This window comes from Bradyrhizobium frederickii (assembly GCF_004570865.1).
In the GTDB taxonomy this organism is placed as follows: Bacteria; Pseudomonadota; Alphaproteobacteria; order Rhizobiales; family Xanthobacteraceae; genus Bradyrhizobium; species Bradyrhizobium frederickii.
In genome coordinates, this window is the sequence record NZ_SPQS01000005.1 from 389,681 (window position 1) to 403,236 (window position 13,556).

Sequence of the window (13,556 nt, forward strand, 5' to 3'; positions counted from 1 at the left end):
AGTTTCGAGCGGGCATGCCTTCGCACGAAGGCGTGCCCGTTTTCATTTCGACGCGATGACGTTCGGCATTGTCCCCAACGCGGGCCTCAATGCACCGCCGGAATCAGCGCCCGCAAAATGTCCGGCTTCCAGGTCTGACGCGCGCTGTCGAAGGCGGCGAAGTCATGATCGAACTGCCAATAGGCCCAGGACCAGCCAAGCCGCTCCGCATTGCGCGCCACGAACGAAAGATACTTCGAGCGCGCTGCGGCCGGAGCGGCCTCGTACACGCCGAACTCGCCGAGATAGATCGGGCGCTTCTCCCTTTCGGCCCAGCTACGCATCTTCTCGAAATCGGCGAGAGCCTTCCGTTCGTCCTCCGGCGAGCCCCAATCAAGTGGCCCGAGCCGCGAGAACGTTGGCGACCACGGCGCGCCCTGATGCGTGAAGCGTATCGGCGCGTAATAGTGAAACGTGACGACGAGGTTTCTGTCACCTGACGGCAGGGCCAATTCCTCGACCGGCACGTCGTCGACGTTGAGAATGGCAGCAATGACCGTCCGTCCGGGGTTGCTGCTGCGGATGATGCCGAGACACTCATTCAGAAGGGCGTTCCAGCTGGCTGACGTCATCTGCCCACCCGGCTCATTGAGGACCTCGAAGACGAGCTTCGGATATCTTCCGGCATAGCGTCCGGCGATTTGCGCCCAGAACGCCTTCAGCTTTTCGGTGCATCCGGTCACGTCGCCCTGGCAGACATGGGTGTCGTGCTCGTCGAGAATCGGAATGAGATCCCGGGCGAGCACTTCCTCGATGACGGCGTCGAGCCGCCTCAAGACGGTTTCATCCAGCAGATTCCCTGGCCCCATGAACTTGAAGCCGAAGAAATTGATCCGAACGTGCGAAAACCCGGCCTTTCGGATGGCAGTGAGGTTGTCCAGGCGAAACGGCGCGTTCCATCCTCCTTCCCAGATCCCGTCGTAGCCGAGGATGTTGATGCCGCGCCCCAATTCTCCCGGGGCGCGCGCGGTGCCCTGCCCGGCTGCGTCGGCCCGGAAGCAAATTGCGAGGACGGATATGGCCAGGGCGAGACCACAAGCCACCGACCAGCGGGCGCAGACGACCTTCATCCTGCTTCCTCCATCATTGCTGCGGCACCGGCCTGCACACCGCAAAGAAGAATGCGACGAGAAGCACCGAGGTGAACATCGTCGAGCGCAGGAACATCGTCTCCGTGAAATTCGATTGGAAGCTCAGGACGACGAATCCGATGATGAGGGCGCAGTGGCCGCGATCGATCGACCGGGTGGCGATCAGGTAAAGGACCTTCTCCGAGAACAGATAGACGCTCGCGGCGAACAGCACATAACCCAGAAATCCCGTTTCGATCGCCACCGCGATGTAGCCGCTGTGATAATTGTCGAGCACCCAGCCATGATTCTGGTTGAAATAGTCGTAAATCGCAGGGCGCGTCCAGAATCCGTTGATGCCGAAGCCCAGCAGCGGCGCTTCGTTGAAATGGCCGATGGCGTACTGCCAAATGAAGGTCCGCTCGGTCAAATCGACGGTCGATTCGCCGAGATGGATGGAATCGTATCCCGTCACATAAAAATACAGAAACAGAAAAACGGCCAGGATGCACATGATGAAGGGCAGCACCGCGTAAATCCTCATGCAGCGGATCGACCACATCGAGGTCACCAGCAATCCCCCGGCGGCAGCCGCAACTGCACCGGCGCCACGGGATTCCGAGGCGATGACGCAGGTAGAGGCCAGGAGAAACGTCGCGAGAAATGCGATCCATCCCTGCCCCGTCATCTTCCGGTAGCAGGCAAAGAACATCAGATAGGCGCTGATGAAGCCGAGCGTCTGCTTCGATTCGTAGATTCCCTGCCACTGGCCATTGTGCATCCAGCTCTGATCGACGCCGATCTCCGGCAGGAAGAGCGCACACAAGGCTGATGCGGCGACCAGAATGATGAGCCCTAGCGCCGTCGATCCGACGATCTCGTCGATGTCGATCCGCGTGATGAGGCAGTACGCACCGAACGTCGTCACTACAAGTGCCGCGCTCTTCATGATCGCTGCGGCGGCGAGGCTGGTCCAAAGAACGGACACGGCAGCGAAAGCATAGAACGCGACCAGTACGATGAGATCTGGATTAGGTTGCACGCGTATGCGTGGACGTACGAAGACGCTGGCGTAGATCAGGACGATCCACATCAGGAGCGCGACGGCCTGTTGCAGGTAGCTCCACTCGGCAGGCAGAAGCGCGGAGTGGAGGACGCCCATCGACGCGACCACGTTGACGGTGATCGAGCCGCGGATCACGTGTCTGGCGAGCTTTTCGACGCCGGCGCTGGGCGCTTTCCAAATTGCACTGTCGTAAGCCCCGGAATCCGGTGCAGTGTGCAGGCTGGTCATGAGCTGACCTTCCTGGAGCACGAGTGGTGTTTCCTTAGCGCGCGTCGCGACCGCCTTCGTGCGGTCGACGTTCCCGGGAACTCGCGCTGCCGGGGCGTCTCGCGAGGCGCGAAGCTCTTGGACGGTGGCGGGCCGGCGGCCATTTGCCGACCGACGTCCGGCTCCTCGTGCCGCTCTCTCGTCGCGGCGCCAATGCGTAAGGGCGCCCTTTCATTCCAAATCACGTCCGCTCAGTCCAAAGCTTCGAACGACCCCTAAAGCATGATGGAGTTAGGCTCGATCGGCGCGGACGATTGCCTCTCCCGACGGGCAGAGGTGATCTGAGTTCTCCGCACGCATCGATTCAACCAAACACATTCCGCTCTAGCGGATTCTGGCGGCGTCCGATGTGCCGTACGTCTCAAACGCGAAGATCTTTGGAGCGTCTACCTTTGGAGGCCACGATGCTCCGCCCGCCGGCTCAGGCTGCTTGCCGAGTCCACCGGCCCTCAACAGGCACGAAGAAGGTGGCCTTACGCCGCGGTCGCCGGCGGCAGGGCCAGCACCGAGTAGATCGCCTGGGCGTCGCGCGAGGCGCGGAGCTTCTTGGCGATGTCCTGGTCGCGGAGCAGGCGGGCGATGCGCGCGAGGGCCTTGAGGTGATCGGCGCCGGCGCCTTCGGGGGCCAGCAGCAGGAAGACCAGATCCACCGGCTGGCCGTCCATGGCCTCGAAATCGATCGGGCGGTCGAGCCGCGCGAACAGGCCGAAGATCTTTTCGAGCTTGGGCAGCTTGCCGTGCGGAATGGCGACGCCATAGCCGACCGCGGTGGTGCCGAGCTTCTCACGCTGCAGCAGCACCTCGAACACGGAGCGCTCGTTCTGCCCGGTCAGCTCGGCGGCCCTGGCCGCGAGCTCCTGCAAGGCCTGCTTCTTGCTGTTGACCTTCAATGCCGGGAGAATCGCCTCGGGTGCGACCAGATCGGTAATCGGCATGGAGGCTTTCCGAGGTGAATTAAACCGTCAGGTTCCGATTTGGCCCGCTTGATAGACCAAGCTGGGCCGGCGTCAATAACATGAAGCAGGAGGTGGACTTAGCCCAATCCAGATGTGGGGGGCTTCTACTCCAACGCAATCCCGGTGCCAACTCCCGCGTGCGGCTTTGCCACGGTCATTGTTAAGGGCCGGGATCGTACGGCCCCCCCGCCCGGCCTAACCGCCCGCCTTGCCGTCGACCTTGCCATCCGCCTTGGCCCCCGGCGGGTCGATCCAGCCGACATTGCCGTCCGCCCGGCGGTAAATGATGTTCACCCGGCCCGAAGAGCCATGCTGGAATACCAGGCAAGGTGCGCCGCTGAGGTCGAGTTCCATGACCGCCTCGCTGACCGAGAGCTGTTTCAACGACGTGGTTTGCTCCGCAATGATCACGGGGCTGTAGCCGGTGACTTCCTCTTCGCCCTCTCCGGGCGCCTCGAGCACGTAAGCCGTCGCGTCGAGCGCCGCCAGCGCTTCGGAGGCGACATGGGCCTTGCGGGCGGAGCGGTCCTTGAGCCGGTTCTTGTAGCGGCGCAGCCGCCTCTCGATCATCACCAGCGCCTGGTCGGCGCTGGCATAGGCATCCGGCGCGTTCGAATCGGCCTCCAGCGTGATCCCCGAATCGAGGTGCAGGGCGCAATCGGTGCGGAAGCCGAAGCCATCCTTGCTGAGCGTGATGTGGCCGGAATAATTGCCGTCGAAATATTTGCGCAGCACCTCGTCGGTGCGATCGGCAACGCGGCCCCGCAGGGCCTCCCCGACGCTGATGCTCTTGCCCGAAATCCGAAGAGTCATGGATGCCTCGCTTGGTTTGCTCATCAGCTGCGACGACATCATCGCAGCTGAAGTCGTTCCCTGCGCGTGATCTCCCCACGAGCACGTTCCGCGTTGATGGGGAGGGGAAACCGCTGTGCACTTTTCCGGATCATGCGCGTGCTTGGATCGGTTGCAAAGGGGAGCCGAGAGTAGCGCGATTTCGCGCCAGCGCAATCAGGCCGGTTCGGGATTGCGCGAGCGATCGGACAAGGCGGTGGAGAGGACGTTACCAAGGGCGCTCTGCTTGTCGCGGCGGCGTTGCACCGAGGAAGGAATGCGCATGGCTTCGCGGTATTTCGCGACCGTGCGGCGGGCAATATCAATGCCCGAGGCGCGCAAGCGTTCCACGATGGTGTCGTCCGACAGGATCGCGCTGGGCTCTTCCGAATCGATCAGCTGCTTGATGTGATGACGCACGGCTTCGGCGGAATGCGCCTCGCCGCCGTCGGCCGAGGCGATCGAGGCCGTGAAGAAATATTTCAACTCGAACGTGCCGCGATTGGTCGCCATGTACTTGTTGGCGGTGACGCGCGACACCGTGGATTCATGCATCTGAATGGCGTCGGCGACGGCCTTCAGATTCAGCGGGCGCAGATGCGCCACGCCGTGGGTGAAGAAGCCGTCCTGCTGGCGCACGATCTCGGTTGCAACTTTCAGGATGGTGCGGGCGCGCTGGTCGAGCGCGCGCACCAGCCAGGTCGCGTTCTGTAGCGCGTCGGTGAAATAGGATTTGTCGCCGTCCTTGCCGACCTTCTTCGACAGCTCGGAATAATAGGTCTGGTTGACCAGCACGCGCGGCAAGGTGTCGCTGTTGAGCTCGACATGCCAGCCGCCGTCGGGACCGGGGCGGACATAGACGTCGGGCACCATGGTCTGCAAACGCGCCGAGCCGAACTTCATGCCCGGCTTGGGATTGAGGCGGCGGATCTCGCCGATCATGTCGGCGATGTCCTCGTCGTCGACGCCGCAGATCTTGCGCAAGGCCACGATGTCGCGCTTGGCGAGCAGATCGAGATGCTCGACGAGAGCCTGCATCGCGGGGTCGTAGCGGTCGAGCTCGCGGAGCTGGATCGCGAGGCATTCGCTTAAGGAGCGCGCGCAGATGCCGGGAGGATCGAATTTCTGCAGCACGGCGAGGACGCCCTCGACGTCGGCTTGCGATGCGCCAAGACGCTCGGCGGCCTGGCCGAGATCGGGCGGCAGATAGCCGGCCTCGTCGACGAGGTCGATCAGGTACTGGCCGATCATGCGCTGCGCAGGCGCGGTGAAGGCCACCGAGAGCTGCTCGGCAAGATGATCCGAGAGCGTCATCTCCGCGGCCACGAAGGCCTCGAGATTGTAATCCTCGTCGCCGGAGGCGCCGCCGCCCCATTCGGTGTAGGTGGTCGGCGCGGCGTCCTGGGCGTTGCGCGCGGCCGCCTCGGCCGGCTCCTCGGAGAAGACGTTGTCCAGGCCCGTGTCCAGGGTCTGCTCGATCTCGGCGCGGGTGCCGAGATCCTTGCTCATCCATTCGTCCTGGCCCGGCTCGAAGCCGTCGGCGCTGCCGCCAAAGCCGTCGTCACCCTGACCTTCGCCCTGGCCACCGGCCTCGTCGCCATTGCCGTACTGGCCGGCATCAGTGGGGGCCTCGCCCGCGGGGGCCTCGTCATTGGCCCGTTCCAGCAGAGGGTTCCGCTCCAGCTCCTCTTCCACGAACGTCGTGAGATCGAGATTGGACAATTGCAGCAGCTTGATCGCCTGCATCAGCTGCGGCGTCATTACCAGCGACTGCGATTGCCGGAACTCTAATCTCTGCGTGAGCGCCATGAAGCAAGAACCGTTCCCAAAAAATTGGTCCGATTTTTGCTTATCTTACTCCAAGCCCGATGTACATGTCTTGACGAAACGCAAAAACGGGCTAGAGGCGGAATTCCTCGCCAAGGTAAAGGCGGCGCACGTCCGGATCGGCGACGATCTCATCCGGGCTCCCCTCGGTCAGGATTTCCCCGGCATAGACGATATAGGCGCGATCGGTCAGGCCGAGCGTCTCGCGCACATTGTGGTCGGTGATGAGCACGCCGATGCCGCGATTGGTGAGATGGCGGACGAGGTCCTGGATGTCGCCGACGGCGATCGGGTCGATGCCGGCGAAGGGCTCGTCGAGCAGCATGTAGTTCGGCCGCGTCGCCAGCGCACGCGCGATCTCGACGCGGCGGCGCTCGCCGCCCGACAGCGCGATCGACGGCGATTTGCGCAGCCGCGTGATGTTGAATTCGTCGAGCAGGGAGTCGAGCTGCTGCTCGCGCTTCTTGCGCGAGGGCTCGACCACTTCGAGCACGGCGCGGATATTCTGCTCGACGGTGAGACCGCGGAAGATCGAGGCCTCCTGCGGCAGATAGCCGATGCCGAGTCGCGCGCGCTGATACATCGGCAGTCTGGTGACGTCGTGGCCGTCGAGCTCGATCGCGCCGCGATCGGCCTTGATCAGGCCGGTGATCATGTAGAACACGGTGGTCTTGCCGGCGCCGTTCGGGCCGAGCAGGCCGACCGCTTCGCCGCGGCGCACATAGATGCTGACGCCGCGCACCACCTGCCGGCTGCCGAAGGCCTTTTCCACGCTATGCACAGCCAGGAAACCCGGCCGCTTCAGGAGCTGGGGCCCGCCGGCGCCGTTGGACTTGCCGGCAGCCCTGACGGGGTGAACCGGCTGCGGACGCGGCTCGGGTTGATAATCGTGCTGGTAGTCGCCTTGATAGTCGCCCTGGAACTGCCCGGGCGCATGCATCGCCTGGTCACGGGCAATCGGCGGCACCTCGCGGATCGGGCTGGTCACGAGCCCGCCGACACCGTCACCGAGCGTGGTGATGTCCTGACGGGCAAATCCTGGCCGGCCGCGCTTGGCGGGGCGCCGACGGAACATGCTGAAGAGATCGACCATCCCCGCCTTCCAGCCTTTCGCGACGATCCTGCGCGAATTCGCGCGATCTGCCGCAGCGGCCTTCGATTCGCCGATGCAGCATGAGTGAAGGGATGTCTCATGCCCAGTGAAACACGCCCGAAAAGCGGCGAACCCCGCTTCGAAGCCTTGTGCGCTAGATACAGTCTCGCCGGCCAAGCTTCAACCTCGGTTCGGCCGCATCCGAACCAAGCCGTTGAATTATTTCGGTTTACTTGCACCGGGCAATTGCAGAGGCGGCGCCCCGCCGGGCTTGCCGCCCTGTCCCCCCTGGCCGCAATCGCTGCCACCGCCCTGCGGCAGCAGGGCCTGAACCCGGCCATTGTCGGATTCCACCCGCGACACGCCTGTCGTCATGTCGACCATCAAGCGGTCGCCGCGCAGCACGTTCTTGCATTGGGTCAGGACGACCTGGCCGGAGCCACCGAGCATGGTGATGAGATTGGTCTTGGTGTCGAACACGGCGGTATCGCCGGTCACCACCTGGTCCTTCTGGGTGACCACGACATTGCCGCGCGCCTCCAGCCGCTTGATCGAGGAGCTGCCGCCCGGACCCGGCTGCGCCGACTGCATCGGTGCGGATTTGGCGCCTTTTGCGGGTGCGGGCTGCGGCGTGGCCGGCTTGTCGCCGCCGGATTCGTAGAACACCACCAGCGTCTTCGAGGTCATGGTGGTGTCGCCCTGGATGACCTTCACGTTGCCGGCGAAGGTCGCCTCCTTTTTCTTGTCGCGCATCTCGAGCGAGGCGGCCTCGATCTGGATCGGCTGATCGCGGTTCTGCGAAAAGCCCTGCATCGCGTTGGGCACGCCCTGCATCGCGCTCTGCGCGATGGCCGCGCTGCCCGCGACCAGCGCGATGCCGACCGCAAGTGCAGCCGCGCTGATGATGGCGCACCGCTTGTCGTCGCTGCGCGAAAAGATCCTGGTCATGAAAATCATCTTGTGTTGGCAGACTTGTTCTGAGGCGTACGTGTCTTCGCCGGCGGCGCGGGCTCGACCGGCGCAGGCTGTGCGGCGGCCGGGTCATCCAGCTTGTCCAGATGCATCACCACATTGCCTTCGAAACGGATGACGTCGCCGCCTTCCGTAATTCGCAGGCGATCCGCAGTCAGCGTGCCGTTGGTCAGCTTGACGTCGACACGCTCGTCCGAGGAGACCGTGCCCTTGTTCATGTCGACGAAGGCGGAGTTCAGCCGCGCCTCATAGCCGGTGGAGGTGCGCAGGAAGATGTCCTTGTGCAGGTCGAGCTGCTGCTGCTTGTTGTCGAAGCGGCCGGTGCGGGCATCGAGGAACAGGGTGGATTGATCCTCCATCAGCACTTTCGCGCGCAGGTCGTTGAGATCGACATGATCGGGATCGGTGATGTCCTGCGTCGCGGTCTTGGCCCAGAGCTCATAGGGCCGCCGATCCGGCGTGAAGCCGGACAGATGCGGCGATTCCATCGTGATCTTGGTGCCCGACACCACCATGTTTTCGACCGTGAGCGGCAGCTCGGGAATCCTGAACTTGTTGAAGAACGCGATGTAGATGATCACGGCCATGGCCACGACCACCGTCGCGGGGACCCCGACCCGCAGAATCCGCACCAGACGGCTGTGGCGCGCCGCGCTGGCAAACTTCGCCGCGAGCGCGGCGTCGTAGGTGGGATTGTGGGCCGAATTCACCTGAGCTCCTGAGGTGTCGCTCGCCAAGCCGGGTCGAGGGCGCCCCATTGTACCCGCCGCCGCCGCAATATGCAGCCTTGGACGTATCGGGCTTGGACGTACCAGGCTTGGACAGGCCGCAGGAAAGTGTCCGAAACGGGGCGCAGACCCGAGTCTACCCGGCGGCCGAGGGCTCAGGAATGCGCGAAAATGTCCTCTTCCGCCCAGCCCTGGAGGTCGAGCAGGGCCCGGGTCGGCAGGAAGTCGAAACAGGACCTCGCCAGCTGAGTGCGGCCTTCCCGGACCAGCATGGCATCCAGCCGTTCGCGCAAGGCATGCAGGTGCAGCACATCGGAGGCGGCGTAGGCGAGCTGCGGCTCGGTCAGGCTGTCCGAACCCCAGTCGCTGGATTGCTGCTGCTTGGAAAGGTCGACATTGAGCACCTCGCGCACGAGGTCTTTCAGGCCGTGGCGGTCGGTGTAGGTACGGATCAGGCGCGAGGCAATCTTGGTGCAATAAATCGGCCCGGTCATGACGCCGAAGGTCTGGTACAGCACCGCGACGTCGAACCGCGCGAAATGGAAGATCTTGGTGATGGCGGGATTGGCGAGCAGGGCCTTCAGGTTGGGCGCGTCGGTGTGGCCCTTGGGGATCTGCACCACGTCGGCGCTGCCGTCGCCGGGCGAGAGCTGCACCACGCAGAGCCGGTCGCGGTGCGGGTTCAGCCCCATGGTCTCGGTGTCGATCGCCACCGCATTGGTGTAGCGCGTGAGGTCGGGCAGGTCGCCGCGGTGCAGGCGTACGGTCATGGCGTTTCAAAGCCTCGGGTCGAATCGGTTGCGTCGGCACAATAGCTAATTCGGATTGCCGGCGCTGTAGCCCTTGCCGGCGGGCCGCGCAAGCACGCGGTTCGGTCAGGTCGTTGCCGTAGCGGGCGCCGCGCAACCCTTCAGGGCGTCTTCTTCTGCGCAGGCACGGCCGGCCTGCCGGGCGTCGCCTGGGCTCGCGGCTGTGCCGATGCAGCTTCCGGCGTCGCGATCGCGATCGCGAACAGGTGCCATTGCCCGGCCACGACCTGAAACGTCAGATCGAACTGGATCTGCTGCGGCCGGGTCGGAATGTGACCTGCAAGGCGCAGCATTCCGCGCTGATCGAGCGCGGGCGCATCGCTGAACTGAGGCGCCAGCAATGCCGCCGCATAGAGATCGAAGTTACGGCGCCGCAGGTCGAGAAAATTCAATGCGAGATCTGCGGCGGTGTTGCGCGCCTGGAAGTCGGGCGCAGCGAGATCGCGCAGCACCGTGTAATTGCCCGTGCGGTTGGCATCGTTGAGCGTGAGCAGCGTCGAGCGGATCAGATAGAGTGCCTTCTCCAGCGTGACAGGCAGCGAGGACTGCGCCGGGGCCGGCTCAGGCGTCTTCTGCTGCGCCATCGCCCTGTCGCTGCCGCAGGACAGCAGCAACGCCAGGGCAATCGCGGCTCGCGTAATCAATCGCATGGAACGGCCCTGTGCATGCAACGGCTCTGCTGCATTTACCAGCTGACGCGCATACCGACGCGGCCGCCCAATCCGCCGCCATTCGTGCCATAGGTCAGACCGCCGCTGGCCTGCACGTGCTCGCTGACGCGCAGCGCCGCACTCATGGAGAGCGCATTGGTATTCTGAAACGTCCCCCAGTTCATGCTCATCGCGATCTTCTCGGAAGGCATCAGCCAGGGCGAGCCGGACATCGCAAAGGCCATCGCGACACCGTTGATCGCCTTGCCGGTTCTGCCGTCGAGGTCGTTGAGGCGGGCATTGATGCCTGCAAGCTGGCTATTGATGCTTGCAATATCTGCCGAGCCCGCAAACCCGAGCGCGCTGAGCGGGGTGGCGGCAAGATTGCCGGCAGCGTCGGTGGTGACGAGCTGCAGCGGTCCGGACTGCGCGGCCTTGCTCGCGGCCGAGGTAACGCCTGACATCGTGTAGGTATTGCTCGCCGTCCCGTAGACCTGTTGGTCGGCGCGCGTCGCGGTGGCCCCATTGCCGATCGCGGTGGCGTTCGCGAAAGTTGCCGATGCGCCATTGCCGAAAGCCGACGAGTTTGCGCCGGTGGCGTTGGCGCCGTTGCCCACCGCGGTGTTTGCCACGCCGTTTCCGATCGCATGGGCGCCGTTTCCTATGGCGATGTTGAAGCTACCGGTGCCGCTGGCATCAGATTGCGCACCGTTCGCGACGTTCCCCGAATTGGTGCCATGGGCATGCGCCAGATAGCCGGTCGCCGTGTTGAAGCTGTTGGTGCCAAGCGCGACGGCGGCGTTGCCGGTGGCGACGTTGTTGCTTCCGGACCCGCTCGCGTTGGTATTCAGGCCGGTCGCGATATTGTAGCTGTTGTCGCCGGTCGCGTTGGAGTTGACGCCGGTCGCAATGTTGCTGCTGCCGTTGCCGAAGGCGTTGGCGTTGGTCCCCGTCGCGGTGTTGGCGCTGGCGTCCCCGTAAGCCCTGGCGACAAACCCGGTCGCAAGATTTCTGCTGTTGTTGCCGGAGGCATTGGAACTGCGCCCTGTCGCGACGTTCCTGCTGTTGTCTCCGTTGGCCAGGGCGGTGAGCCCGGACGCAAGATTGCCGCTGTTGTTGCCGCTGGCGTTGGCGCCGGCGCCGGCCGCGATATTGGTACTGTTGTCACCGCTGGCTTGCGCGTTGTTTCCGGACGCCATGTTTTTGCTGCCTTCACCGCTGGCAATGGCTCCCGCTCCGGTCGCGCTGTTGAAACTGTTGTTGCCGCTGGCGTTGGCATTGTTTCCCGTGGCCCCATTGGAGCTGCTATCGCCGCTGGCGTTAGCGCCGGCCCCGACCGCGGAGTTGTTGCTGCCGTTGCCGGCAGCGGAAGCGGAGGGCCCGCAGGCAAAATTGCCCCCTGAGCCGGCCGCACTGGCGCCTTGATCGGACAAGGCACCATCCACGCAGATGAACTGGGCCCGGGCTTGCGGCGCGCCGGCGCAGGCCGCGATCACGGCAAACAGCGCCGTTGCGAGACAGGCGGCGATTCGCGCGCGCAACGAAATCATCATGTTGGTCCCCACCCCGTCCTCCAACCTTGCGACCGGCAAGTGGCGCAGGAGGATCGAAGACCGCCGTCACTTCCAGCCCCAGGCCGCCACCGCGTCAAAACGATTGACGCTTGCGCGGCACGGCGACACTCAAAGCATGCAGTCCATGGCTTTGGAAGACGCCGGATGCGCGAGGGACCGCGCGGCATTGCGTCCTCCCATATTCATGGGGTGCGGGGCCGGCGCCCGGCTTCTCAGCCCGCGCACGCCTTTCGCGAAGCCGCCGGACGGTTGGTCGGATCGCGGGCTGTTGCACGTATCCCACAACCCGGCGCGTGCTTCGGATTCCGTCAGGAATGAGGGCCGTGCGCCCGTGAAAATCATGCGGGCCCACCCCATCTTCCGCTTTCTCTCCCCGCCACCCGACGAAATCGAGATCCATGACCGAACAGACGCTCGCTGCGCCTATCGAGGCCCCATCGGAACGCCCGCGCGGCTTTTCGCGCTATCAGGCGTTTCTCATCGCGCTGCTCGCGTTCACGCAGTTCACCATCATCCTCGACTTCATCATCATGTCGCCGCTCGGCGCCATCCTGATGCCAGCGCTCGACATCACGGCCACCCAGTTCGGCGTGGCGGTGTCGGCCTACGCGTTCAGTGCCGGCATTTCGGGCGTGCTGGCCGCCGGCTTTGCCGATCGCTTCGATCGCAAGCGCCTGCTGTTGTTCTTCTATGTCGGCTTCACGCTCGGCACCGCGCTCTGCGCGGCTGCGCCGAACTACCACGTGCTGCTGCTCGGCCGGGTCGTGACCGGATTGTTCGGCGGCGTGATCGGCGCGGTGGTGCTCGCCATCATCACCGACCTGTTCCCGCTGCACATGCGCGGCCGCGCGATGGGAACCATCCAGACGGCGTTCGCGGCGAGCCAGGTGCTCGGCATTCCCGCCGGGCTGTTTCTCGCCAATCGCTGGAGCTGGCATGTCTGCTTCATCGCGATCGTCGTGGTGTCGGTCGCGGCGATCGTCATCATCGCCTTCGCCATGAAGCCGGTCGACGCGCATCTGAAGCTGAAGCATGACAGAAACCCGTTCCACCATCTGATCGCGACCCTCGCGCAGCCACGCTATACGCTGGCGTTCGCGGTCACGACGCTGCTGGCGACCGGCGGATACATGCTGATGCCGTTCTCCAGCGCCTTCACCGTGAACAATCTCGGCATCGACATCACGCATCTGCCGACGATCTATCTCGTCTCCGGCCTGTTCAGCATCGTCACCGGGCCGCTGGTCGGCCGCGCCAGCGACGCGTTCGGCAAATACCCGACCTTCGTGTTCGGCAGCGCGGTGTCCGTGATCATGGTGCTGGTCTATACCCATCTCGGCCACGTCACGCTCGCGACCGCGATCCTCGTCAACGTGCTGATGTTCGTCGGCATCTTCTCGCGCATGATCCCATCGCAGGCGCTGATGTCGGCAATCCCCGATCCCGACCAGCGCGGTTCGTTCAGCGCCATCAGCGCCTCGCTGCAGCAGCTCTCCGGCGGCCTCGGCTCGGTGCTCGCCGGCGCGATCATCGCGCAGGCGCCCGACGGCGCGCTGCTGCATTTCGACCGGATCGGCTACGTCGTCGTCGCCACGACGCTCGTCGCGCTGGTGATGATGTATTTTGTGCAGAAGGCGGTGGCGGAGCGGGCGGGGAAAAGGGTGGTGTGAGGGG

The 13,556-nt window shown here is 64.3% G+C and carries 12 protein-coding genes; 1 reads left to right on the forward strand and 11 read right to left on the reverse strand.

Features of this window, described 5'->3' with window-relative positions; genetic code table 11:
- Nucleotides 1-86: 86 nt before the first annotated feature.
- The 11 genes from E4K64_RS11560 to E4K64_RS11610 form a co-directional block, all read right to left on the reverse strand.
- Nucleotides 87-1,109, reverse strand: coding sequence for a glycoside hydrolase family 5 protein (locus E4K64_RS11560; protein ID WP_135163612.1), 1,023 nt, complete (start codon nt 1,107-1,109; stop codon nt 87-89).
- A 13-nt stretch (nt 1,110-1,122) separates the two neighbouring features.
- Nucleotides 1,123-2,403 carry an O-antigen ligase family protein gene (locus E4K64_RS11565; protein WP_135163613.1) on the reverse strand — a complete coding sequence of 427 codons (1,281 nt, stop codon included), beginning with the start codon at nt 2,401-2,403 and terminating at the stop codon, nt 1,123-1,125.
- 512 nt (nt 2,404-2,915) lie between these two features.
- Nucleotides 2,916-3,377 carry a PTS IIA-like nitrogen regulatory protein PtsN gene (ptsN, locus tag E4K64_RS11570; protein ID WP_014438750.1) on the reverse strand — a complete coding sequence of 154 codons (462 nt, stop codon included), beginning with the start codon at nt 3,375-3,377 and terminating at the stop codon, nt 2,916-2,918.
- 216 nt (nt 3,378-3,593) lie between these two features.
- The gene (gene hpf / locus E4K64_RS11575; protein ID WP_126256954.1) at nt 3,594-4,211 is read right to left on the reverse strand and encodes a ribosome hibernation-promoting factor, HPF/YfiA family; all 618 of its coding nucleotides are present in this window, start codon (nt 4,209-4,211) and stop codon (nt 3,594-3,596) included.
- A 195-nt stretch (nt 4,212-4,406) separates the two neighbouring features.
- Complete coding sequence (rpoN, locus tag E4K64_RS11580; RefSeq protein WP_135163614.1) at nt 4,407-6,038, reverse strand: RNA polymerase factor sigma-54; 1,632 nt, start codon at nt 6,036-6,038, stop codon at nt 4,407-4,409.
- A 91-nt stretch (nt 6,039-6,129) separates the two neighbouring features.
- Nucleotides 6,130-7,149 carry an LPS export ABC transporter ATP-binding protein gene (lptB, locus tag E4K64_RS11585; RefSeq protein ID WP_135163615.1) on the reverse strand — a complete coding sequence of 340 codons (1,020 nt, stop codon included), beginning with the start codon at nt 7,147-7,149 and terminating at the stop codon, nt 6,130-6,132.
- 219 nt (nt 7,150-7,368) lie between these two features.
- Nucleotides 7,369-8,097: an LptA/OstA family protein gene (locus tag E4K64_RS11590; RefSeq protein WP_167771947.1), complete on the reverse strand. Its 729-nt coding sequence runs from the start codon at nt 8,095-8,097 to the stop codon at nt 7,369-7,371.
- A gap of 5 nt (nt 8,098-8,102) precedes the next feature.
- Nucleotides 8,103-8,831, reverse strand: a complete 729-nt coding sequence (gene lptC, locus E4K64_RS11595; protein ID WP_126256950.1) for an LPS export ABC transporter periplasmic protein LptC — start codon at nt 8,829-8,831, stop codon at nt 8,103-8,105.
- A 173-nt stretch (nt 8,832-9,004) separates the two neighbouring features.
- Nucleotides 9,005-9,619 carry a ribonuclease D gene (locus E4K64_RS11600; protein ID WP_135163617.1) on the reverse strand — a complete coding sequence of 205 codons (615 nt, stop codon included), beginning with the start codon at nt 9,617-9,619 and terminating at the stop codon, nt 9,005-9,007.
- A 140-nt stretch (nt 9,620-9,759) separates the two neighbouring features.
- Complete coding sequence (locus E4K64_RS11605; RefSeq protein WP_235884647.1) at nt 9,760-10,308, reverse strand: hypothetical protein; 549 nt, start codon at nt 10,306-10,308, stop codon at nt 9,760-9,762.
- 35 nt (nt 10,309-10,343) lie between these two features.
- A complete protein-coding gene (locus tag E4K64_RS11610; RefSeq protein ID WP_235884648.1) occupies nt 10,344-11,873 on the reverse strand; it encodes a beta strand repeat-containing protein in 1,530 nt (509 codons plus the stop codon).
- 407 nt (nt 11,874-12,280) lie between these two features.
- Here E4K64_RS11610 and E4K64_RS11615 point away from each other — a divergent pair, with 407 nt between their 5' ends.
- The gene (locus E4K64_RS11615; RefSeq protein ID WP_135163618.1) at nt 12,281-13,552 is read left to right on the forward strand and encodes an MFS transporter; all 1,272 of its coding nucleotides are present in this window, start codon (nt 12,281-12,283) and stop codon (nt 13,550-13,552) included.
- Nucleotides 13,553-13,556 lie beyond the last annotated feature (4 nt).

Bases quoted from the DNA above. Each gene is read 5' to 3' on its own strand.
- E4K64_RS11560 (WP_135163612.1), bottom strand. From the start codon at position 1,109: ATGAAGGTCGTCTGCGCCCGCTGGTCGGTGGCTTGTGGTCTCGCCCTG.
- E4K64_RS11565 (WP_135163613.1), bottom strand. From the start codon at position 2,403: ATGACCAGCCTGCACACTGCACCGGATTCCGGGGCTTACGACAGTGCA.
- ptsN (WP_014438750.1), bottom strand. From the start codon at position 3,377: ATGCCGATTACCGATCTGGTCGCACCCGAGGCGATTCTCCCGGCATTG.
- hpf (WP_126256954.1), bottom strand. From the start codon at position 4,211: ATGACTCTTCGGATTTCGGGCAAGAGCATCAGCGTCGGGGAGGCCCTG.
- rpoN (WP_135163614.1), bottom strand. From the start codon at position 6,038: ATGGCGCTCACGCAGAGATTAGAGTTCCGGCAATCGCAGTCGCTGGTA.
- lptB (WP_135163615.1), bottom strand. From the start codon at position 7,149: ATGGTCGATCTCTTCAGCATGTTCCGTCGGCGCCCCGCCAAGCGCGGC.
- E4K64_RS11590 (WP_167771947.1), bottom strand. From the start codon at position 8,097: ATGACCAGGATCTTTTCGCGCAGCGACGACAAGCGGTGCGCCATCATC.
- E4K64_RS11600 (WP_135163617.1), bottom strand. From the start codon at position 9,619: ATGACCGTACGCCTGCACCGCGGCGACCTGCCCGACCTCACGCGCTAC.
- E4K64_RS11605 (WP_235884647.1), bottom strand. From the start codon at position 10,308: ATGCGATTGATTACGCGAGCCGCGATTGCCCTGGCGTTGCTGCTGTCC.
- E4K64_RS11615 (WP_135163618.1), top strand. From the start codon at position 12,281: ATGACCGAACAGACGCTCGCTGCGCCTATCGAGGCCCCATCGGAACGC.